We start from the raw sequence: 22347 nt of genomic DNA, 5'->3' as shown, positions 1-22347 counted from the left end.
TAATACTCCCCCGGATTAATACCTTCGAGATCAACATGCGTTCTTGTACCGACGGCCTCCCCGTCCCGCAGCGCTATGGGGCAATCCTCGCCATTGCCCTCGGCATTACCGTTTCCGTGCTCGACGGCGCAATCGCCAACGTGGCGCTGCCGACTATCGCTCGCGATCTGAACGCCAGCCCGGCCAGCTCCATCTGGGTGGTGAACGCCTATCAGTTAGCCATCACCATTTCCCTGTTGTCACTGGCCTCGCTCGGCGATCTGATTGGCTATCGCCGCATCTATCAGGCCGGTTTGCTGGTCTTCAGCGTAACCTCACTGTTTTGCGCACTGTCCGACTCGCTGACGACACTGACTATTGCTCGCGTGCTTCAGGGGTTTGGCGCCGCCGCCATCATGAGCGTCAACACCGCACTGATCCGCATTATCTATCCGCAACGTTTTCTCGGACGCGGCATGGGCATCAACTCGCTGATTGTCGCCTTTTCTTCGGCTGCCGGGCCCACGGTGGCGGCGGCAATCCTCTCGGTGGCCTCGTGGCAATGGCTGTTTGCCATCAACTTGCCGATCGGCATTGTGGCGTTGCTGCTGGGGATGAAATATCTTCCCACCAATAGTCAGAAGAGCACCAATCAGCGTTTCGACCCAACCAGTGCGGTGATGAACGCCCTGACTTTCGGGCTGCTGATCACCGCCATCAGCGGTTTTGCCCAGGGCCAGAGCCTGACGTTGATTTTCAGTGAAATCGCCGCGCTGCTGGTCATTGGCTTCTTCTTTGTCCGCCGCCAGCTGCGCCAGGAATTTCCGCTGCTGCCGGTAGACCTGCTGCGTATCCCGATTTTCGCCCTGTCGATGGGCACCTCAATTTGTTCCTTTACCGCACAAATGCTGGCGATGGTCTCGTTACCATTCTTTCTGCAAGGGACGCTGGGCCGCGATGAGGTCGCCACCGGGCTGTTGCTGACCCCCTGGCCGCTGGCGATTATCGTCATGGCACCATTGGCCGGGCGGCTGGTGGAGCGGATCCACGCCGGATTATTGGGTTGTATCGGCCTGGCGGTGTTTGCAATGGGGTTATTCTTGCTGGCATTGCTGCCGCATAACCCTTCCGATCTGGATATCATTTGGCGCATGGTGCTGTGCGGCGCCGGCTTCGGGCTGTTTCAATCGCCCAACAACCACACCATTATTTCCGCCGCCCCGCGCAACCGCAGCGGCGGTGCCAGCGGCATGTTGGGTACCGCCCGCTTATTGGGGCAGACTTCCGGTGCCGCACTGGTGGCACTGATGTTCAATTTGTTCCCCACTTCCGGTACCCACGCTTCGTTGATTCTGGCCGGTACCTTTGCCACGCTGGCGGCGGCAGTCAGCAGCCTGCGCATTACCCAACCGCGTGCGCAAGCGGTAGAAAACCGTGAGCAAGCCAAATAGCAGGCATAAAAAAACCCCGGCAAGCCGGGGTTTTTTACGTTCTTTGGGTTACTTCAGGTACTGGCCTGAACGCAGCGCTTCGATACGCTTATCGAGCGGCGGGTGAGACATGAAGAGTTCGCTGAACGACTTGGATTTGCCGTTAATGCAAAACGCCATCATGCTGCCTGCTTCCTGCGGTTCATAGCTGGTTTTCAGCCGTTGCAGCGCCGCGATCATCTTCTCGCGGCCCACCAGTTTGGCGGAGCCTGCGTCGGCGTAGAACTCACGGTGACGCGAGAACCACATGGTGATGATGCTGGCCAGGATACCGAACACCAGTTCCAACACCATCGACACGGCAAAATAGATCATCGGGTTGCCGTTACCTTCCCCTTCACCGTCACGGTTACCCAGGAAGCCGGCGGCCACCTGCGCAATCAGGCGCGAGATAAAGATCACGAAGGTGTTCACGATACCCTGAATCAGCGTCATGGTCACCATGTCACCGTTAGCGACGTGACTGATTTCATGGGCGATAACCGCCTCCGCTTCGTCACGGCTCATGCTCTGCAGCAGACCGGTACTGACGGCGACCAACGAAGCGTTGCGACGCGCGCCGGTGGCGAAGGCGTTAATGTCCGGTGCGTGATAAATAGCGACCTGCGGCATGGCAATGCCCGCCTGCTGCGACTGACGACGTACCGTTTCCAGCAGCCAGTTTTCGGTTTCGTTACGCGGCTGTTCAATCACTTCCCCGCCAACGGAGCGCAGCGCCATCCATTTGGACATCAGCAGTGAGACAAAAGAACCGCCGAAGCCGAACAGACCGGCCATGATCATCAGGCCCTGAACGCTACTGGATTGGATTCCTGTCAGGCTGAGCACCAGCCCGAAAACCAACATCACCGCCAGGTTGGTGAGCAGGAACAGAGCTATACGCATCATAAAATGTTTACTTCCTCATAAATGTTAACAAAACGCTGCCTTGGATACCCTAGATCGTATGGGCATTCATCACAGTTTCAAGAGTTGCACGCCATTAACCTACTAAAAATACGAAACTTTACAAAAACGGCGCTTCAGCAATACTCCCCAAATTGTAAACGATTGTTGCGTAAAGCGGCGAGTTTTTATGGGAATTTTATCTGCGACCCAATCGGATCAACCGAACAAAATTCCGTCCCCTGCACAGGAAGCAAAGTGTCCGCCAGCCCCAGCCGGTAAGATTTACGTCACAAAGCGCTACCCTTACCGTCGCTCCCTGATCTATTTCCTCGCCGGCGGCGACTGGGCTTGGTTTTAATTTCGACTCGGGGCCCTGAGTGCGCCCATTAAAAAACGCACCCGAAGGTGCGTTTTTCTTTTTGGTGCTTGGCTGCGTTACTTCGCTGCCGCTGGCTGCGCCTGTTCAAGGTGCGCCAGATCCAGAGCGATATGCACGGTTTCATCCAGGTATGGGTCGGGCTCCTGGTAATCCTTCGGCAGATCCTCCAGCTTCTTCAACGGCTTTTTACCGGCGCGCTGCAGGCGGTCATTAATGCGCTGCAGACGGGTAGCGTCATCATCGTGGTTCTCTTTCTCACGCTGGGCAAGATTGAGTGAAACGATGTTGCGCTTGTCCTTCAGCGCCTTGTAATGCGCGATATCCTGCGCGATGTACTGGAACTCAGGATCCTTGGCGATACGCTGCTCGTGATCTTTCAGCAATTCAGGATCGAAAGGCTTCAGATCGCCAGTTTTGGTGTAGGTCGCCGCATTAATACTGTCCCACGGCATCGCATTGTCTTCAAAGGCTTCACCGGTTTCCGCCGGATCAATGCCGCTCGGCATCAGGATATCCGGGGTTACGCCTTTACGCTGGGTACTGCCGCCATTCACGCGGTAGAACTTCTGAATGGTGTATTGCACCGAGCCCAACGCCGGCCATTCCGGACGCAGCATCTGGTCGTAAATACGGTTCAGCGAACGGTACTGCTGGACGGTGCCTTTACCGAAGGTCGGTTCACCGACGATCAGCGCGCGGCCGTAGTCCTGCATCGCCGCAGCAAAGATCTCGGAAGCCGAGGCGCTGAAGCGGTCAACCAGCACCACCAGCGGCCCTTTGTAGTAGGTCACGCCGTCGGTGTCCGCGTCTTCACGTACCTTGCCGTTGTTGTCACGTACCTGCACCACCGGGCCGCTCGGAATGAACAGACCGGACAGTGATACCGCTTCGGTCAGCGCGCCGCCGCCGTTGGTGCGCAGATCGATGATCAGGCTCTTGACGTTCTGCTTGGCCATCTTCTGCAACTGAACTTTCACATCATCGGTCAGGCCAACGTAGAAGCCTGGGATGTCCATCACCGCGACTTTCTCTTTGCCGACGGTCTTGATGGTCATCTTCACCGCGCGATCTTCCAGACGAATACGCTCACGGGTCAGTGTGACCACACGGGTTTTGGTACCTTTGCCCGCAGGCAGGATATCCAGGCGCACTTTGCTGCCCTTCGGCCCTTTGATCAGCGAAACCACATCGTCCAGACGCCAGCCGATAACATCGACCATAGGTTTACCCGCCTGGCCAACGCCGACAATACGGTCACCTACGGTGATCGCCTTGCTCTTCGCCGCCGGGCCACCCGGTACCATAGAATTGATCAGGGTGTAGTCGTCATCCATCTGCAGCACTGCACCGATGCCTTCCAATGACAGGCTCATTTCGGTGTTGAACTGTTCGGTATTGCGCGGAGACAGGTAGTTGGTATGCGGGTCGATTTCATGCGCAAAGGCATTCATCGCCAGTTGGAATACGTCTTCGCTGTTGCTTTGCGTCAGGCGCTTAATAGCGAACTGATAGCGTTTGGTCAGCGTTTCGCGAATTTCCTTGTCGGTCTTGCCGGTCAGTTTGAGGTTCAGCTCGTCATATTTGACTTTGGCATCCCACAGGCTGTCCAGTTCGGCCTTGTCTTTCGGCCACGGCGCTTTGCTGCGGTCGAGATCGATAGTGTCGTTGCCGGTGAAGCTCATTGGCTTTTCCAGCAGCGACAAGGCATAGGTGTAACGCTCAAAACGGCGTTTTTGGGCCAGATTGTACAGCGCGTATGGCGTATCCAGCTTACCGCTTTTCAGCTCTTCGCCAAGCTGGTTGCGCTTGTCGGCGAATTGCGCCACGTCGGAGGCCAGCAACACGTTATGGTTGTAGTCCAGCATATTCAGGTAACGATCGAAGATCTTGCCTGAAAAGTCCGCATCGAGGGCAAACTGGCGGTAATGAGAGCGAGTGAAGCGCGAGGTTACGCGCTCACTCACCGTTGCATGTTGCGGTTCCTGCTTAAGCTGGGGCAGTTGATCGATGCGGATGTTGGCTGTGTCCGCTCCGTAACTGACGCCCGCCCACAACAGACCCGCGACTGCTGTTAATCTGACAAATTTGTTCATGCCTTGGTTGGCCTCCGTATCAGAACTGCAAGTGTTCTGCGCGCACAATCATCGCCAGACCGGAAGAGAGCTGCACACGTACGCCATCTTTAGCGATTTCGAGTACGGTAGCATCCATCGCGCTCTTGCCTGCTCTGACTTTGATTTCTTGGCCAATTTGCAGTTTAGAGATATCCGTGACTGGCACATGGCGCTGCTGGCTTTCCTCTTTGACTTCACGAGGTTGACGAGCGGGCTGTGGGCGAGTTTGTGGGCGTGGCTTGCGGTTCTCCGGTGCGGCTCCACCTTCGCGACGTGCAGCAGGTTTTTTACCGGCTGGACGTGGACGACGCGGTTGCGCATCGGCTGATTCGCCGGCAGCTTCACGTTTTTTGGCGTTTTGCTCGGCACGCTGTGCCTGAACGCGCGCTTTCGCTTCTTCAAGCTGTTGGCGGGCATGATCGACATGCTGCTGTTCGAGTTCACCGCACGGGTTGCCGTCTAAATCGACGCGCTGCGCGCCAACTTTGACGCCGTACAGGTAACGCCAGCTAGAGGTGTACAGGCGCAGGGCAGAACGCAATTGCGTTTTGCTGAGGTTCTCTTCCCCTTGAACACGCTCGACCAGATCCTGAAAAATACCGATTTTCAACGGGCGAGCTTCGCCCTCGGCGCTAAAGCAGAGCGGAAAACGCTCGGCAAGAAAAGCAATGACTTCTTTACTAGAGTTCAACTTAGGTTGATTTTCCATGAAATTTCCTGATTACAACGGGTTTGCCAACCAGCGCAGGCATGAACAGGCGTCATTATAATGACGCCATCGGTAAATGCCACGTTAACCGTAGATCAACTTGCTGCCACAGTGACATATTTCGCACTATCACACTGTTCCAGCTGCGCACAAAGCCCCGCCACCACTGCTTCCAGGCCCCTTTCGTCCTGTTCGTCGAAACGTTGATAAACTGTGCTGTCGATATCAAGAACGCCGATAATCTGACCGCTAACATTCAGCGGCAGCACAATTTCTGCATTACTGGCTGCATCACAGGCGATATGGCCTGGGAACGCATGGACATCACCAACACGTTGCACGCGGTTTTCCGCTACGGCAGTCCCGCACACGCCCTTGCCTACCGGAATACGTACGCAGGCGATTTTCCCCTGGAACGGGCCGAGCACCAATTGCGCACCGTCCATCAGATAAAAACCTGCCCAATTGACGTCATCAAGGCGCTCGTTGATCAACGCACTGGCGTTGGACAACGCGGCGATAAAGTTGGTTTCCCCGTCAAGCAGCGCGCACAAATCACGTTTTAATTCCGCGTAGAATTGTTCTTTTGTCATGTGTTAACCATTAATACCGTGAAGATGGCCAGAAGCCCAAGTCTTAAGCCCTATAAAATAAGCATTAAATGCCTATAGCCACAAGGTTAATCATCTGTTGCTTCACAAAACCCTACCGGGCAAGGTATGTTTGCCGGTCTGAAACCCTGTTTTGCCGCCCGGCGCTTGAACCGATGAGCACGGACAGATTTATTTTTCAGCTACGCTAACTGTTGCGGCGAGCTATAGGGCAGCTTTTCTCATGATGAAAATACACGCTATCACCGGCCCACTTTCCAAAGCACGCCACCAGCGCTGTTGCGAATGCGACCTGCTGTTTGTGTTGCCGCCGCTCAGCGGTAAACAGGCAGCCTACTGCCCACGTTGTGATGCGAAGGTGGTCAGCGGACGCGACTGGTCGATGACTCGACTGACCGCCATGGCGGTCACCATGTTGCTGCTGATGCCCTTCGCCTTCAGCGAACCGCTGATCAGCATCCGCTTGCTGGGCGTACGTATCGACGCCAGCCTGCTGGAAGGCATCTGGCAGATGAGTCGCCAGGGTGATCCTATCACCGCCAGCATGGTGGCGTTCTGCACCATAGGTGCTCCACTGACGTTGGCGCTGTCGCTTCTGTACCTGCGTTTCGGCCATGCGCTGGGCATGAACCTGCGCCCGGTGCTGCTGATGCTGGAACGGTTAAAAGAGTGGGTGATGCTCGATATTTATTTGATTGGCATGGCCGTGGCAACCATAAAGGTCAAAGAGTATGCCGATATTCAGGCCGGCAGCGCCCTGATCGCCTACCTGTCACTCACCCTGCTCAGCATCCTGACGCTAATCCACGTCAATCTGGAGCAGTTGTGGGAACGCTACTACCCGCAAGAGCAACCTGAAGGCCCACCGACGGCACTGCATATTTGTCTGTCGTGCCATTTCACCGGTTATCCCGATGAGCGCGGACGCTGCCCGCGCTGCCATGTGCCCATGTGCCACCGTCAGCCCTACAGCCTGCAAAAAACCTGGGCGGCGCTGATTGCGGCAATGATTTTACTGATCCCGGCCAACCTGTTGCCGATATCGATCATTTACGCCAATGGCGCCCGGATGGAAGACACTATATTCTCCGGGGTGGTGTCACTGGCAAGCTCCGGCAATGTGCCGATCGCCGCCATCGTCTTCATCGCCAGCGTGCTGGTGCCCTTTACCAAGGTCATTGTGCTGATCACGATATTGTTCAGTATTCATTTCAAAACCTCGCACAGCCTGAAAACGCGCATTCGCTTGCTGCGGCTGGTGACCTGGATCGGCCGCTGGTCAATGCTCGATTTATTCGTTATTGCACTGATGATGTCGCTGGTGAACCGCGACCAGTTGTTATCTTTTACTATGGGACCGGCAGCCTTTTACTTTGGGTCTGCGGTTATTTTAACTATTCTTGCCGTAGAGTGGCTGGATAGCCGATTGATTTGGGATGCACATGCAACAGGAAACGCCGAATACACCGACTGAAGCGCGGGTCAAAAACAAGCGCCGCATTTCGCCATTCTGGTTACTGCCGTTTATTGCCCTGCTGATTGCGGGGTGGCTGGTCTATAGCAATTTCCAGGAACGCGGCACCACGGTGACCATTGATTTTCAGTCTGCGGCAGGCATCGTCGCTGGCCGTACCCCGGTGCGCTATCAAGGGGTAGAAGTCGGCACCGTACAGAGCATCAGCCTAAGCAAGGATCTGCGCAGCATCGTGGTCGAAGCCAGCATCAAGAGCGATCTGGAAGACTCGTTGCGCGACGGCACCCAATTTTGGCTGGTTACGCCAAAAGCCTCATTGGCGGGTGTGTCAGGCCTGGATGCGCTGGTTGGCGGCAACTACATTGGCATGATGCCGGGCAGCGGGCAGCCGCAAACCCACTTCACCGCCCTCGATACTCAGCCCAAATACCGGCTGAACACCGGCGAGCTGATGATTCACCTGCATGCCGACGATCTGGGGTCGCTCAATACCGGCTCGCTGGTCTATTACCGCAAAATTCCGGTCGGCAAGGTGTATGACTACACCATCTCCGAAGGGAATAAAGGCGTCACTATCGATGTGCTGATCGATCGCCGCTTTGCCAATCTGGTGAAGGGCAACAGCCGTTTTTGGAACGTTTCCGGCTTTAAGGGCGATTTCAGCCTGTCGGGCGCCTCGGTGCAGATGGAAAGCCTGGCCGCGCTGGTTAACGGCGCCATCGCTTTTGATTCACCGCTCGACGGTCAACAGGCCAAGGCCGATCAAAGTTACACCCTCTACCCGGATCTGGCGCACAGCCAGCGTGGCGTTAACATTACGCTTGATTTGCCCAGCGGTAACAGCCTGAGTGAAAATCACACGCCGCTGATTTATCAGGGGCTGCAGGTAGGTACTTTGACCAAACTGACGCTGGAACAAGACAGTAAGGTCACCGGCGAACTGACCATCGATCCGTCGGTGGTGGATTTAATGCGCAGCGGTACGCGGATCGTCATGCGCAGCCCGCGCTTGAGTCTTAACGACGCTAAACTCAGCCAACTGCTGACCGGCAATACGCTGGAGCTGGTGCCGGGCGAAGGCGAGCCGCAGCAGCACTTCAACGTGCTGGACAGCAGCGAAACCCTACTGCAACAGCCGGGCGTGCTGACCGTAACGCTTAACGCGCCGCAAAGTTACGGCATCGACGTTGGCCAGCCGCTAGTGGTTCATGGCGTCAAGGTCGGCCAAATAATGAGCCGCGCGCTAACCGACAGCGGCGTGGTATTCACCGCCGCCGTGGAGGCTCAATATCGCCGCCTGCTGCATAAAGACAGCAAGTTCGTGGTCAACAGCCGCGTCGACGTCAAGCTGGGGCTCGATGGCATGGAAGTGCTGGGTGCCAGCGCGCAGGAATGGCTGGACGGCGGCGTGCGCATCATCCCCGGCAGCAAAGGCGATCCAGTCGGCCAGTATCCACTGTACGGCAATAGCGAAAAGGCCGAAGCCGGCATCGTCGGTAACAGCCCAACGCCGACCCTGACGCTGAACGCCGTCAGCCTGCCTGACGTGCAGGCAGGTTCGGTGGTGCTGTACCGCAAATTCCAGGTGGGCGAAATTGTTAACGTGCGCCCCAAGGCCAACGAGTTTGAAGTCGATGTTTATATCAGCCCGGAATACCGCAAGCTGCTGACCAGTGAAAGCATCTTCTGGGCCGAGGGCGGTGCCAAGGTGCAGTTGAACGGCAACGGTCTGACGGTACAGGCATCCCCGCTTAACCGCGCGTTGAAAGGCGCCATAAGTTTCGACAACCTGCAGGGCGTGACGCTGGACAAAGGCGCCAAACGCGTACTGTACGCCACGGAAACCGCCGCCCGCGCGGTGGGTAGCCAGATCATCCTGAAAACCTACGACGCCAGCAAACTGTCGCCGGGTATGCCGCTGCGCTATCTCGGCATCGATATCGGCCAGGTGGATTCGTTGAAGCTGGCGCCAGAGCGAAATGAAGTTTTGGCCAAGGCGGTGCTGTATCCGGAATACGTCCAGACCTTCGCACGCCTGGGCAGCCGATTCTCGATTGTCTCGCCGGAGATTTCCGCCGCCGGAGTCAGCAACCTCGATACCCTGCTGCAACCTTATATCAACGTGGAACCGGGTCGCGGGCGCGAGCTGCGCAGCTTTGAGCTGCAGGAAGCCAGCATCACCGACTCGCGCTATCTGGACGGTCTGAGCGTGATCCTTGACGCGGCCGAAACCGGCTCGCTGCAGATTGGGACCCCGGTGCTGTTCCGCGGCGTGGAAGTGGGCACCGTCACCGGTTTCTATCTGGGGGCCATGTCCGATCGCATCCACGTGGCGCTGCGCATCAGCAAGAAATACCAATATCTGGTTCGCAACAACAGCGTGTTCTGGCAAGCCTCCGGCTATAACCTGCAGTTTGGCCTGACCGGCGGCGTGATCAAGAGCGGCACCTTCCAGCAGTTCATTCGCGGCGGCATTGCTTTCGCCACCCCGCCAAGTATTCCGCTGGCGCCTAAGGCCACGCCGCACAAGCACTTTATGCTGAATGCGGAGGAACCTAAGGACTGGAGAGACTGGGGCACCGCCATCCCTAAAGAGTAAATAAGTCACCTTCTCAGGGGCTCAGCAATGCTGGGCCCCTACTGTTTCCAGCTTTGTGGTAAACTTCCGCCCTTATTTTGACAGCTGCCAGAGAGCTCACCCCGTGGCCAAACCTGCCTCCGTTTATTTGCCGCCCGCCTTTCTCGACGCGACGCGTGCCATCATGCCCGCCGACCTGTCGATGGACGATTTTATTGCCGCCTGCCAACGCCCGCTGCGCCGCAGCCTGCGAGTGAATACGCTGAAGATCAGCGTTGCCGACTTTTTGACGCTGGTGCAGGATTACGACTGGCAGTTGGAGCCGATCCCCTGGTGCGCGGAAGGCTTTTGGATCGAGCGCAAAGACGAGGAACTGCGGCTGGGTAGCGCGGCGGAACACTTGAGCGGCCTGTTTTACATTCAGGAAGCCAGCTCGATGCTGCCGGTCAGCGCACTGTTCGCCGCAGGGGAAACGCCACGTCGGGTGCTGGACGTCGCCGCCGCGCCGGGTTCCAAAACCACTCAGATTGCGGCCTTGATGAACAACCAGGGTGGCATTGTGGCGAACGAATATTCCGCCAGCCGGGTCAAGGTGCTGCATGCCAACATCAGCCGCTGCGGGGTTAAAAACACGGCGCTCACCCACTTTGACGGGCGGGTATTCGGCGCCGCACTACCGGAAAGCTTCGACGCCATTCTGCTGGATGCACCCTGCTCCGGTGAAGGCGTAGTACGCAAAGATCCGGACGCCATGAGCAACTGGTCGCCGGAGAGCGTTGCCTCCATCGCCGAGACTCAGCGCGAGCTGATCGACAGCGCCTTCCATGCCCTGGCACCGGGTGGCGTCATGGTCTACTCCACCTGCACGCTCAACGCGCAGGAAAATCAGCAGATCGTCAACGGGTTGCTGGCGACCTATGGCGACGCGGTCAGCGTCGAGCCATTGGGCGAACTGTTCCCAGACGCCAAACAGGCCCTGACCGCCGAAGGCTTCCTGCACGTGTTCCCGCAGATCTATGACAGCGAAGGCTTCTTCGTGGCCCGCCTGCGCAAACATCATTCCGTGCCCGCGTTGGCGAAACCAAGCTATAAGCTGGGCAAATTCCCGTTCGCGCCGCTTTCCGCTAAGGACTCTGCTGAAATCGCCCAGGCCGCCGCTGCTTCCGGGTTGGTCTGGGATGAAACCAGCCGCCTGTGGGCGCGTGATAAAGAGATTTGGCTGTTCCCTGCCGAACTGGAAACGTTCGTCAACAAAGTACGTTTTTCCCGCATTGGGCTGAAACTGGCCGAACGCTTCACCAAAGGCTATCGCTGGCAGCACGAAGCGGTGATCGCGCTGGCGGCGGCTGACGGTAAACAGCGCTTTGAGCTGGATGCCACACTGGCGCAGGAGTGGTATCACGGCCGCGACCTGTACCCGGACTCACCGCCGCTGACCGATGAATGCATCGTGACCTATCAGCAACAGCCGCTGGGGATCGCCAAACGCATCGGCAGCCGGATAAAAAACAATCTGCCCCGCGAACTGGTTCGCGACGGTGCGTTGGATTTTCATCAGTAGATGCGCTGAAACTGGCCGGAAAATGCCGGCCAGTTAATGGCGCTAATAATATTCCGATAGGGGAATATTATTATTCTAATCATTTACCCTTTTCGGCATTATCCTCCCGACTTGCCAAATATACCGACGCCTTTCAAAAATAAAGATAATTTTTGGCTCCTGACCAAGACAATTCAGCATTCTTATTCTATTAATTAAACTGTAAATAAATTAATGCGTTTAACCCGGTTCCGGGCGGCGCTTTTGTGGGGTTCTCCCTTACACAGCAAGGAAACTAATATGAAAAAAACTCTGATGGCATTGACCTCGGTAGCCACCCTGCTGTGCGCAAACGGCGCAGCTAACGCAGCAGGCACTATTCAGGGCAACCTGGGCGTAACCTTAACCATCGGCGCGGGTTGCGTGGTCGGCGGTGGAAACAGCGCGGGTAGCGCCAACGACTTTGGCGCCATTAGCTTCGGGACTTACTCTTCCCTGTCCAACATTATTGACGCCAGCGCAACCGGTTCCGGCGGTGCAGGTACCCTGTCGCTGACCTGTACCACAGGCACCGCCTATACCGTGGCGTTGAATAACGGTCTGCACGTGGGTGCCGGTAACCAACGCCAAATGGCCAGTACGGCAGGCGCGTTAATCAAGTACAACCTCTATCAGGATTCGGCACGTGCTACCGCCTGGTCTAGCGGCGCCAATGCCCTGACCGGCACCGGTACCGGCTCAGCGGTTCCATTAATTGTCTATGGCCGTGTCCCGGCGGCGGCCACTACGCCAGATCCTGATACCTACAACGATACCGTGACGATGACGGTAACCTGGTAACAGTGCGGCAAGCCCTTTTTGTTTTTGGGTTGCTGACGCTGAGCCTGGCGGTGAACGCGGATAGCAAAACCGCCACCATCGGCGTCAGTGCCACCTTGTTGAAGGCCTGTGAAGCAGGCAGCAACTCGGGCGGCAATGTCAGCTTTGGTTCGCTGGACTTTGGTACGGTCTATTTCCTCACTACCAACGTCAGTATTGCCGGGCAACAAAACGCGGGCGCCATTCGTGTCAAATGCAACAACGGCACCAGTTACAACGTGCTGCTGGGCGGCGGGCAAAGCGGTAACACCGCGGCCCGTTACCTGAAAAGTGCCGCTGGCCAACAGGTGAACTACAACCTGTATACCACCAGCGCCCACAGCACCATTTGGGATAATCTGACCGGAGTATCGCAAACCGCCAACGGTCAGGATAACTGGTTACCGGTGTATGGCATGATCCCGGCGCAATCCACTCCTCCGATCGGCAGCTACACCGACACCGTGCAGGTCACCATCAATTGGTAAGGGTAATGCGTATTTTAAGCGGTGGTTTACTGCTCTGGATGATAACGCCGCCGGTACTGGGCGACACGGGCGTCAACGATCAGCAAAAAACCCAGGCGCTTACCGTCAACGCGACGGTAGTGAAAGGCTGTATTTTGGGCAGCGGCAGCAGCGATGTCACCACCTTCGGCAACCTCAACTTTGGACAGATCTCCTCGTTAGCCAGCAATATCAGCATAGTTTCCAGTTCGGGGGCCGGTTCCGTGCTGTTTCGCTGCAACCCAGGTCTGAGCGTCACGTTGGCGCTTGGCATCGGCAACAATGTCACCGGTTCTATCTCCGCCGGACGCAAATTGAAAAATACCCTGACCCCCGAGACCCTGATTTATCAGCTTTACCAGGACAGTAATTATTCCACCATTTGGGGCGATGGCAGTAACGGCGGCACCACAGAGGTCGTCGCCGCGACCGGTAGCACCCAGGAAATAAAAGTTTATGCCCGTTTGTTCTCGACCAGTACCCTGCCCACCAGTGGCACATACAGCGATACGGTCTTACTGACGGTCACTTATTAGTATTTTGAATAAGGATTTAGCCATGCGCATACCCTTCCGACTGCCACTGACGGCAGCGCTGCTGATTGTCGGCCAACAACAGGCTCTGGCCGCCGCGTCAATCCTGATTTGGCCCATCGATCCAGTGATTGAAGATCAACAACCCGCGACGGCGCTATGGTTGGAAAATCGGGACAGCAAGCCGGTCTATATGCAAGTGCGGGTGCTCGGCTGGAAACAGACCGCCGGCAAAGACGACTACAGCAACCAAAGCGAAGTGATCGCCAGCCCGCCGGTTGCCTCAATTGCACCAGGAAAACGCCAACTGATCCGGCTGGTTAAACAAACCCCGCCGCCCGCCGGGCAGGAGCGAGCCTACCGTATTCTGATTGATGAAGTCCCGGTAAAAGATTCAGGCAGTCAATCCGCGCCAGAAGGGGCGCAGATGGGGCTGAAATTCCAGATGCGCTATTCAGTCCCGTTGTTTGTCAGCGGTAAAGGGGTCTGGACCAAGCAAGACTCAGAAAAACCGCGCGATTACGCCACCGCCAACCAGCCGCAGCTCAGCTACCGTCTGTTGCAACAGAGTAGCCAACGTTGGCTGGAGGTGCGCAACCAGGGCATCGTGCATGCGCGTATCTCCAAAGTGACGATGCAGGGAAAAACGCTTAATGCCGGTCTGATGGGGTATGTGTTGCCCGGTTCGCAGATGCGCTTTGCCCTGCCGGCATCGGGCAGTTTCAGCAGCGGTCAGTTGCAAGCCACGGTCAACGATAACAAACAGCCGATAACCTTAACCGCTTATTGAGCTTGATGTGCCGTTAACCAGGATACCGTCCCCCAGGCGTAACGGGTTCGGGCTGAAGCCGTTAGCATTCGCCGTACTGTGCGCAGTGGCCACGCCGTGGCTACCGTACGCTTGCGCCGACGATTTGCCGCCGCCGCCCAGCGCCATCAGCATGCCGGATACCACCCTGTATCTGGAGCCGGTGGTTAATGGTCGTCAGACCGGGAAAGTGGTGCCAGTGACCTATCGCGGCGGCCACTATTACCTCACACCACAGCAGTTGCTCGACGCCGGCCTGCCGGTAGCGGATAAACAGGCGAAAGAAATCGCCGTCGACCAATTAGAGAAAGTGGACGTCACCTACAGCGGTGAAACCCAACAGTTGATGATCAACGTCCCCAACGACTGGCTACCCAATCAAAAATTCAACGCTCAGAACCCACTGGATCGCCTGCCGGCGCAGAGCAGCCTCGGCCTGCTGTTCAATTACGATTTGTACGCCAGCCAAAGCAGCGCCAACGGCCAGCCGGGCTCTCTTTCTGCCTGGACAGAACAACGGCTGTTCGATGGCTTTGGCGTGGTGTCGAACACCGGTATTTTCCGCGGCAGCTTTAACACCTCCGCCAACAGTGAGCAGGACAACCGTTATATCCGCTACGACAGTCAGTGGCGCTACAATGATGATGACCGCCTGCTTAGCTATACCGCTGGCGATCTCACCACCGGCGCCCTGACCTGGAGCAGTTCGGTGCGTATCGGCGGCGTCCAGCTGGCGCGTAATTTTGCTTCCCGGCCAGACCTGATCACCTATCCGCTACCGCAGTTCTCGGGCCAGGCGGCTCTGCCCAGCAGCGTCGATCTGTATATCAACAGCTATAAAAACAGCAGCACCAGCGTTAACCCCGGTCCTTTCACCCTGGATACCGTGCCCTACATTAACGGCGCGGGCCAAGCCACCGTGGTCACCACCGATGCACTAGGCCGACAAGTCAGTACCGTGGTGCCGTTTTATGTCGCCAGTAACCTGTTGCAGACCGGCATGAGCGATTTCAGCCTGTCCGCCGGTGCCCTGCGACGCAATTATGGCATGAGCTCTGCCGATTATGGCCAGTGGGTGACCAGCGGCAGCGGACGTTACGGCGTCACTGACTGGTTGACTCTGGAAGGCCGCGCCGAAGGCGCAGCGGAATTGGCGGTGGGTGGCGCAGGTGCGAATATTCGCCTTGGTCAATGGGGCGTTTTCAATGCCTCGTACAGCTACAGCCAGGCCAGCGATAATGCCTTTAACGATTATCAACCTTCGCAACAACCCAACTACTACGATCCCCTGACCGGTCAACCTATCCCGCAGCCCGATCCGCAGCCGGTCTATCAATACAGCTCCAATCATGGCGATCAAAGCAGCATCGGCTACACCTACAGCAACCGCTATTACAGTCTGAATGCTCAGCGCATCCTGCGCAGCGCCGGCTTCGGTGATATTTCGGTGTATAAAAGTGACTATCGTCTGAGCCGCCGTACCGATCAACTGACCGGCAGTATCGGTCTGAACCGATTCGGTAGCATTGGCGCCGGCTATTTCGATGTCCGTGACGCCATTGGCCAACGCACTCGTCTGGCCAACTTCTCCTACAGCATCTCGCTGTGGCGCAATACCAGTCTGTATGCGTCAGTGAACCGTGAAATCGGCAGCAGCGGCTATAGCGCCCAACTGCAACTGTCCATTCCCTTCGACAGTTGGGGTACCGCCAGCGTCAGCGCCTCTCGTGACAACAACAATCGCTGGAACCAACGCGTCAGCTACAGCCGTGCCGCGCCGACCGACGGTGGTTTGGGCTGGAACCTGGCCTATGCGGACGGACAGAGCAGCGACAGCTATAGCCAGGCCGATATCACCTGGCGTACCCGCCTGCTCGAAGCCCGCGGCGGGATGTACGGCAACAGCAATGATTATACCCGCTGGGGCGAAGTGAGCGGCTCGCTGGTGGCAATGAAAGGCGATCTGTATGCCACTAACACCATCAATGACGCCTTCGCCCTGATCTCTACCGAGGGCTACCCGGACATCCCGGTCCGCTATGAAAATCAGTTAATCGGGGTGACCAACGCCAAAGGCTATTTGCTGGTGCCAACCGTCACTTCCTACTACCACGCCAAATTCCAAATCGATCCGCTCAACCTGCCTGCAGACGTGGCGGTTCCCACCGTAGAGAAAACCGTGGCAATCCGCGATCACAGCGGTTTTCTGGTCGATTTTCCCATCCAGCACATTTCCGCCGCCGACGTCAAACTGGTCGACGCCCAGGGCAAACCACTGGCTAATGGCAGTGAAGTGGCCGTTATCGGCAGCAAACAGCAAAGCTACGTCGGTTGGGATGGCATGGTGTATGTGGATCCGGTGCAATTGCAAAACCGGCTGAGCGTTATCCCGGCAGACGGCAGTGCCCCTTGCCAGGCGCAATTCAACCTGACCAAAACCCAGGGTATCCAAAGTATCGGGCCGATCGTGTGCCAGTAACTCATTATGGAGACAAATATGATCCGTGGAACCAAGGCGTTATTGCTGGCGCTGCTCTTGCTCACAGCCCGCCAGGCGCTCGCCGACTGTACCACCACCAACGGTGCCGTGACGCTGCCCGGCAGCAGCTCTTTTGCCGTTTATAACGGTTCACTCAGCGCTCAGGGTACCGCCGGGCTCAACTGCAGCGGCCTTGGCCTGTCGCTGCTGACGCAAAACACCGTGACGGTTAAAATCAACTCGACCACCCACAATATGGCGCTGGCTAATACCGACGGTTCCGGCGATCAGATTCCTTATTTGATTTACCCCGATGCGAATTACCAATATCCCTACAGCGTCGGACAAACCATCGATTACAGTTCACTGAACCTGTTGACGCTGATCCTGATCTCGCCCAACGTCAATTTCCCGCTGTATATCAAAACTACCGCCGGGGCTAACGTGCGCGCAGGTACCTATACCGATACCGTCAACCTGGTGTGGAATTACCATATCTGCGGCCTGGGTCTGATTGGGCTTTGCATTTGGTGGGACGGCACCAATAAGCCCAGCACCGTGGACATCAGCCTGACGATCACCAAAGATTGTTTGCTCGGTACCGCGCAAAACGTCAATTTCGGCAGCATGGCATTAGTGGGTCAGTTTAATCCGGTGAACCAAAGCATCACCCTCACCTGTACTAAAACCGAGGGGTACAATACCTACTTTACCGATGGTAATAACCCCGTCACCGGATGGCGCCGAATGAAAAGTGGCACCAGCAACTATCTGCAGTATCAAATTTACCTGCCCAACACCACCACGGTGTGGAACAGCGCTAACAAGCAAGCAGGCTCTGGCACAGGGCTGGCACAAAGCATTCCCTACCTGGCGCAAATCAACCAGGCGCAAACCGAAGTGCCGGTGGGCACCTACCAGGACAACCTGAGTTTTGTCGTGGAGTATTAAGCCCCTGCGCTAGCCGCTGAATGCTCATGTTGCCAGTTTGTATTTTTTATGTGGCATTTTTTGCTCATTTAGCTATGCTGATTAAGATGACCCAACTGGTCACACCTCATACCAGCGCAGCAAGCAAGGAGTTCCAATGGGCAAAACCGTGGTGAAAATAGGCAGTTTCGAGGTTGATGACGCACATTTGTCCTCCTCGCCCGAGCAGGTCAGTACACTGGCGATCCCTTGCAAGTCGGATCCCGATTTGTGCATGCAGTTAGACGGTTGGGATGAGCACACCAGCATCCCGGCAATACTCGATGGCAAGCAATCGCTGCTGTATAAGCAGCATTACGATCGCCAGACCGATGCCTGGGTAATGCGGTTGGATTGAATGATGGAATATCTGAGAACGCGCGCTGTTTCGCTGGGAACAACGCGCGTTTTTTTATGCTATTGCGATACCGCGCCCGGCGAAAAAGCGGGCAAAGCTGCCCAACGGTAAGGTGACCTGTTGGCGCGATTGCGGCCGATCGCCAGACGGATTGTGAAAAGTCACGCTCTGCGCCTCAGCGGCGGTAATCAACACCAGATGGCCGCCCCGCTGTGGCGGTGTCTGTTCGGGCCAGCGGATGCCAGGGTGCACCGAGGCCATAAAATAGCGTCGCTGCGCCAACAGCTGTGGCAGCGCTTGCGCCTCAATACCCACCTGAACCTCCGCCTCCAGGGCGAACTGCTCACGCACAAAGTCGACAAAGGGCGCATAAATCAGCCCCTTGATGCGCTCCCCCTCACGCACGTAAGCCCCATAAGGCAAACTGCGGCGCGCCAGCTCCAACAGCGGCGGCGCATCGCCGTCGCGGTGGCTCAACACCATTTTCAGGCAGGCCATACCGCAAACGTGATTCGCCCATTCGATATATTCAGCCCGGTCGCGCGCGCCGCTGAGCGCCCAGTTAGCGTCATCCGCCAGCGTCACGCGCCCGGCAATCAGGTCGGCCGCCAGCTCAGGCGTCGCCCATTGGCAGACGTAAGGCACGGGGGACGTCAAATCAGAAAGTCTCTGTGACTTTGAAATTCATCAGCACCAGCGTCATGTCCGGTGAGAACAGCTCATATTCTTCAAAGAAGCTCTGCAGCTCTTTACGCCAATAGGCCAACGAACGGTCACCTTCCCCTTCGGCAAAAGCATGGGCCTCATCAACCTGATCGTAGGTTTTCATCTCTACCGACGTCAGTTCCACCGCGCAAACCGGCTGACCTTTACCATCCACCACTACAAATACGTCACCGGCCAGCGGGATGCCTTCGCCGTCCAGATTGGAGCAGGTTGCCGTCTTGGTGCCGTCCAGGATCAGCTTGGCCACGTCGTCGGCCTGCTGCTCGGTCTTGCCGAACGCCCAACGCTCGGTGTTTTCATATTTCTTCGGAATTTCGCTCGCCATTGCCATACCTTTTTAAATAAATCATTGTGCAGACAGAATAGTACAACGTATCCGGCGCTGCCTGCACTGCCGAATTCAGCCCGCAGCCGCCTTATTGGGCTCTTTTAACGGCTGTTTGGGGTAAACCCCTGTGCCTATGCCGGGACAACAGGCATACTGTGAACGCAATTCACTCAATGGCTCTCGGCCAGGCGGTAAAATGAAGAATGACGACAAAGACCCCGATGACACCTTCAGCGACCTGTTAAAAGTTCTGGCGGTCACCGTGATTGTTATCTTTGTTATCGGCGGCTGGTATTTCAGCTGATCACTAAAACAGGAGGTCACATTGGCCACCAAACGCATGCGCAGCAAGCACTGGAAGATGTTTTTAATATTATTGCTGATCTGTCTCGCCCTACTGTTATTGCGCTGGGCGGCAATAGTTTTCGGCTAACGGCAAGGAGCAGGCCCCATGGCAAAACGAAATGGCAACGGCGTACAAATCGCCTTACTGCTGCTGGCGCTGGTTATTTTGGTCTGCGGTATTTTGATGATCACCACCGACCTGGGTCACCAGGTGCTTGAAGAGATCGAAGATATTCTCGAGTAACGCAGTCCGGCCGGATACTGACACGCCTTCTTTCAGTGTTCCCGCTTCGCGGGTTGCTTAGCTTCAGGCTCCAACAACTCGCGTAAATAGGTAATTCTCGCCTCCCCTTGCGGCAGCCATAAACGGTACAGCCAATGTTGCGCTTCAGCCCGCCGGCTCCGGCGATGGTACTCAGCCAGTTTATCGACCAGTCTCATCATTCACCCTCCAGATATTCGACACTGTTAGTATTGGACGAAAAAACCAGAAGAAATACTGATGGCTTGTTTTTTATGCATCCGGTTTTGGCATTGTGCGATCGGTACGGTGGCGCCCCCTGACCTCAACTGCTACATTGACCAAAAATCACCCAGCCGAGGTAACCCATGATGTTCTCGGAGCAGGAGATAAAAACCGTGTGGGATGAAGTGGCACGTTTGATCGGCGACAGCGTGATGCAGTTGCGTCATCGCGGCGAGGTTTTATCGGTCGAAACGCTGGCAAAACACCTGGCGCAGCAGCTGGCCGAAAGCAACGACATTGAACGCCGGATCCTGATAAGCGCGGCGATCAACATGCTGAAAGATGGAAAATGAATCGCCAACCGGATTGGTTGGCGATTCGGCAGAAGCCCGAGGTATGCAAGCCCGGCCTTCTGTGCGCTACTATGTCAGGCTAACATGACGAAATTAATAGGAATTGTCGTGTTTTTCCCAATAAAGCACTATTTTTGTTGCCTGCAACCGTCAAACCAGCACGAAATCGCTCTCCACCAGCGGCTGGCCAATCACTTTCACCAGGAAGTCACTGCTGTCGAACCCACCTCCCAGATTGATTGCCACATCGTTGACGTGATTGAGCTCATCGTAAGTTAACAAGGCTTCACCGGCCTTACCGCTGAACTGACTAACGAACTCGATGCCATTGCTGCTGCCGGTGTTGAACAGCGTCAGATCGATTTTGTCTTCACCGCTGATAAAATCCACGATCCAATCCGGCGCATCAGCACGTGATTCGTTGGCGGCGAAATAAACGAAGGTGTCCTTACCCTCATTACCAAACAGATGATCCGATTCACCGCCGCCGTACAGAATGTCGTCCCCCGCGCCGCCGATTAAAATGTTATTGGTGGCGTTGCCGATGATCACATCGTTGCCGGATCCCCCAAACGCATTTTCGATGGTCACACCGGCGGCAATTGACACGTTCCCTTCCAGGCCGCCCACGTCGGAGAAGGACTTCTCGTTGAGGTTAATACGTTGATTCTGGCTAAAGCCTGAGAAATCAAAGGTGTCCGTACCGCCTGCATCCCAGGCGCTGAACACGATTTTATCCTGCGCGTGGGTGGCGGTGAGAAAATCACGATCGGTATTGGAATTAAAGCCGTAAACCGTGTCGCCGCTGCGGGTAGACATATTGGCGCCATAGAACTGCTGGATCGCCGTAATGTCATTTAACAGCGGAGCCGAAGAGTAAGCGCCTTTGAAATCTTGGCCGGTGCTGCTTTCACCAAAGTAGCTCATCACGCTGTGGGCGCGGCTGTCTTCAAAATAGGTCGCGTCATTGTTGTAAGTGATGCTCACACCCGGGGCAGCGTTGTAATCCCCAGGGTGCTGCAGCCCCAGCGCATGGCCAATTTCATGCGTCAACGTCTGACGGCCATATTCGTTTTCATGGATCAGGTTATTGGCGAACACATTGCTTGTGGCGTTGTACCAGGTTTGCCCAGCCACCGATGGGGAGGTATCGGGGTTATAGGCGAAGGCATAGGAGCCGCGTGAACTGACATCGAACAGGCCAAATTTGATATTGGCACTTTGGGTATCGCTGGTTTCGGTAAACGTGATGTTGGCCACATCCGACCAGGATTGCAGCGAAAGTTTCGCCTGTTCGCGCTGCTGTTCATTGAAACTGCTGAAGCCGCCGATCCCCATGCTAGACATGTTGCCTGGCGCCTGTTCCCAGAAGCTGTAACTCAGGTTAACCGCGGTATCGGTCACACCTTTGTCGTGCCAACTGCGGTCGCCGCGGATCAATGCCAACCCGGCATCTTCAAAACTTTTCGAAGGATGAATGACGTTCAATTCAGGATCGCTGTCAGCCTTATAGGCTCCTTGAAGGGCCAATACGCTTGTAGCTTCTGCCGATGGGTTAACGCGTTGATTGCTTGATGACATTAGAGTATCTCCATATTCGTCATTTCAGTGAGTCGCTACGATCACTGTCGGATGGCCTTAATGGCCGTGTTCCGGTGCTGAATAAATACGGGGATCTCGCTAATGCGCTTGGCGCCCTCCATGAGCACTCTTAATGAGAACGATAATCCCTTAAAGAACAGGATAGACACTTTTTATTAAAATACAGAACTATCTGATTAAAATATTACCTTCAATTCTGACTCCGTTTGATTGCTTATTATTAGCGGCAGGCGAAAATAAAAAAACCGGGGCAA

The 22347-nt window shown here is 56.0% G+C and carries 22 protein-coding genes; 14 read left to right on the top strand and 8 right to left on the bottom strand.

Features of this window, described 5'->3' with window-relative positions:
* The first annotated feature begins 35 nt into the window (after window positions 1-35).
* A complete protein-coding gene (locus AC1RKG_RS00585) occupies window positions 36-1430 on the top strand; it encodes an MFS transporter (RefSeq protein WP_493182064.1) in 1395 nt (464 codons plus the stop codon).
* Window positions 1431-1478: 48 nt separating this feature from the next.
* On the opposite strand, the gene htpX is transcribed toward AC1RKG_RS00585, so the two are convergent.
* The 4 genes from htpX to AC1RKG_RS00565 form a co-directional block, all read right to left on the bottom strand.
* On the bottom strand, window positions 1479-2357 hold the full coding sequence (htpX, locus tag AC1RKG_RS00580) for a protease HtpX (protein WP_020826553.1): 879 nt from the start codon (window positions 2355-2357) through the stop codon (window positions 1479-1481).
* A gap of 435 nt (window positions 2358-2792) precedes the next feature.
* Entirely contained in the window at window positions 2793-4829 is a 2037-nt protein-coding gene (gene prc, locus AC1RKG_RS00575; protein WP_020826551.1) for a carboxy terminal-processing peptidase, read from the bottom strand.
* A gap of 19 nt (window positions 4830-4848) precedes the next feature.
* The gene (gene proQ / locus AC1RKG_RS00570; RefSeq protein ID WP_020826550.1) at window positions 4849-5559 is read right to left on the bottom strand and encodes an RNA chaperone ProQ; all 711 of its coding nucleotides are present in this window, start codon (window positions 5557-5559) and stop codon (window positions 4849-4851) included.
* Between the two features lie 95 nt (window positions 5560-5654).
* Entirely contained in the window at window positions 5655-6152 is a 498-nt protein-coding gene (locus AC1RKG_RS00565) for a GAF domain-containing protein (RefSeq protein ID WP_020826549.1), read from the bottom strand.
* 244 nt (window positions 6153-6396) lie between these two features.
* Between AC1RKG_RS00565 and yebS the strand changes: the two genes are divergently transcribed.
* The 7 genes from yebS to AC1RKG_RS00530 all read left to right on the top strand — a co-directional run bounded on the left by yebS (window position 6397) and on the right by AC1RKG_RS00530 (window position 14449).
* Window positions 6397-7644, top strand: a complete 1248-nt coding sequence (gene yebS, locus AC1RKG_RS00560) for a membrane integrity lipid transport subunit YebS (RefSeq protein ID WP_048762701.1) — start codon at window positions 6397-6399, stop codon at window positions 7642-7644.
* Window positions 7613-10243, top strand: a complete 2631-nt coding sequence (locus tag AC1RKG_RS00555; protein ID WP_020826547.1) for a PqiB family protein — start codon at window positions 7613-7615, stop codon at window positions 10241-10243. Before yebS ends, AC1RKG_RS00555 begins: the two co-directional genes overlap by 32 nt.
* 103 nt (window positions 10244-10346) lie before the next feature.
* Window positions 10347-11783, top strand: a complete 1437-nt coding sequence (gene rsmF / locus AC1RKG_RS00550; protein WP_493181675.1) for a 16S rRNA (cytosine(1407)-C(5))-methyltransferase RsmF — start codon at window positions 10347-10349, stop codon at window positions 11781-11783.
* A gap of 279 nt (window positions 11784-12062) precedes the next feature.
* Complete coding sequence (locus tag AC1RKG_RS00545) at window positions 12063-12602, top strand: Csu type fimbrial protein (protein WP_122079008.1); 540 nt, start codon at window positions 12063-12065, stop codon at window positions 12600-12602.
* 2 nt (window positions 12603-12604) lie between these two features.
* Window positions 12605-13108, top strand: coding sequence for a Csu type fimbrial protein (locus AC1RKG_RS00540; protein ID WP_414618308.1), 504 nt, complete (start codon window positions 12605-12607; stop codon window positions 13106-13108).
* Window positions 13109-13113: 5 nt separating this feature from the next.
* Window positions 13114-13662 carry a Csu type fimbrial protein gene (locus AC1RKG_RS00535; protein WP_020826543.1) on the top strand — a complete coding sequence of 183 codons (549 nt, stop codon included), beginning with the start codon at window positions 13114-13116 and terminating at the stop codon, window positions 13660-13662.
* 22 nt (window positions 13663-13684) lie between these two features.
* A complete protein-coding gene (locus tag AC1RKG_RS00530) occupies window positions 13685-14449 on the top strand; it encodes a fimbrial biogenesis chaperone (RefSeq protein ID WP_020826542.1) in 765 nt (254 codons plus the stop codon).
* Here the strand turns inward: AC1RKG_RS00530 and AC1RKG_RS00525 are convergent.
* On the bottom strand, window positions 14435-14602 hold the full coding sequence (locus tag AC1RKG_RS00525; protein ID WP_020826541.1) for a hypothetical protein: 168 nt from the start codon (window positions 14600-14602) through the stop codon (window positions 14435-14437). The two genes, AC1RKG_RS00530 and AC1RKG_RS00525, sit on opposite strands and share 15 nt — an antisense overlap.
* Between AC1RKG_RS00525 and AC1RKG_RS00520 the strand changes: the two genes are divergently transcribed.
* The 3 genes from AC1RKG_RS00520 to AC1RKG_RS00510 all read left to right on the top strand — a co-directional run bounded on the left by AC1RKG_RS00520 (window position 14601) and on the right by AC1RKG_RS00510 (window position 18273).
* A complete protein-coding gene (locus AC1RKG_RS00520; protein WP_048762658.1) occupies window positions 14601-16946 on the top strand; it encodes a fimbria/pilus outer membrane usher protein in 2346 nt (781 codons plus the stop codon). The two genes, AC1RKG_RS00525 and AC1RKG_RS00520, sit on opposite strands and share 2 nt — an antisense overlap.
* 18 nt (window positions 16947-16964) lie before the next feature.
* Window positions 16965-17897 (top strand): Csu type fimbrial protein, encoded by a 933-nt coding sequence (locus tag AC1RKG_RS00515; protein ID WP_259217068.1) that lies wholly within the window; start codon window positions 16965-16967, stop codon window positions 17895-17897.
* 136 nt (window positions 17898-18033) lie between these two features.
* A complete protein-coding gene (locus AC1RKG_RS00510; RefSeq protein ID WP_044550237.1) occupies window positions 18034-18273 on the top strand; it encodes a DUF1480 family protein in 240 nt (79 codons plus the stop codon).
* A 54-nt stretch (window positions 18274-18327) separates the two neighbouring features.
* Here AC1RKG_RS00510 and AC1RKG_RS00505 read toward each other — a convergent pair whose 3' ends face one another.
* Together AC1RKG_RS00505 and AC1RKG_RS00500 are read right to left on the bottom strand one after the other, a co-directional pair.
* Window positions 18328-18930 carry a C39 family peptidase gene (locus AC1RKG_RS00505; protein WP_201895340.1) on the bottom strand — a complete coding sequence of 201 codons (603 nt, stop codon included), beginning with the start codon at window positions 18928-18930 and terminating at the stop codon, window positions 18328-18330.
* Between the two features lies 1 nt (window position 18931).
* On the bottom strand, window positions 18932-19324 hold the full coding sequence (locus AC1RKG_RS00500) for an ASCH domain-containing protein (RefSeq protein WP_020826536.1): 393 nt from the start codon (window positions 19322-19324) through the stop codon (window positions 18932-18934).
* A gap of 343 nt (window positions 19325-19667) precedes the next feature.
* On the opposite strand from AC1RKG_RS00500, the gene yniD reads away from it, so the two are divergent.
* The 3 genes from yniD (at window position 19668) to AC1RKG_RS00485 (ending at window position 20491) form a co-directional block, all read left to right on the top strand.
* Window positions 19668-19760, top strand: coding sequence for a small membrane protein YniD (gene yniD, locus AC1RKG_RS00495; protein ID WP_369982358.1), 93 nt, complete (start codon window positions 19668-19670; stop codon window positions 19758-19760).
* Window positions 19761-19778: 18 nt separating this feature from the next.
* Window positions 19779-19916 carry a hypothetical protein gene (locus tag AC1RKG_RS00490; RefSeq protein WP_153263172.1) on the top strand — a complete coding sequence of 46 codons (138 nt, stop codon included), beginning with the start codon at window positions 19779-19781 and terminating at the stop codon, window positions 19914-19916.
* A gap of 365 nt (window positions 19917-20281) precedes the next feature.
* The gene (locus tag AC1RKG_RS00485) at window positions 20282-20491 is read left to right on the top strand and encodes a hypothetical protein (RefSeq protein WP_041414492.1); all 210 of its coding nucleotides are present in this window, start codon (window positions 20282-20284) and stop codon (window positions 20489-20491) included.
* Window positions 20492-20641: 150 nt separating this feature from the next.
* On the opposite strand, the gene AC1RKG_RS00480 is transcribed toward AC1RKG_RS00485, so the two are convergent.
* Window positions 20642-22072, bottom strand: a complete 1431-nt coding sequence (locus tag AC1RKG_RS00480; protein ID WP_493181672.1) for a serralysin family metalloprotease — start codon at window positions 22070-22072, stop codon at window positions 20642-20644.
* Window positions 22073-22347 lie beyond the last annotated feature (275 nt).

The organism is Serratia sp. GW822-FHT06D09 (assembly GCF_058799515.1).
The sequence above is the reverse complement of the archived record's forward strand: the minus strand, read 5'-3'. Positions and strand labels throughout refer to the sequence as shown.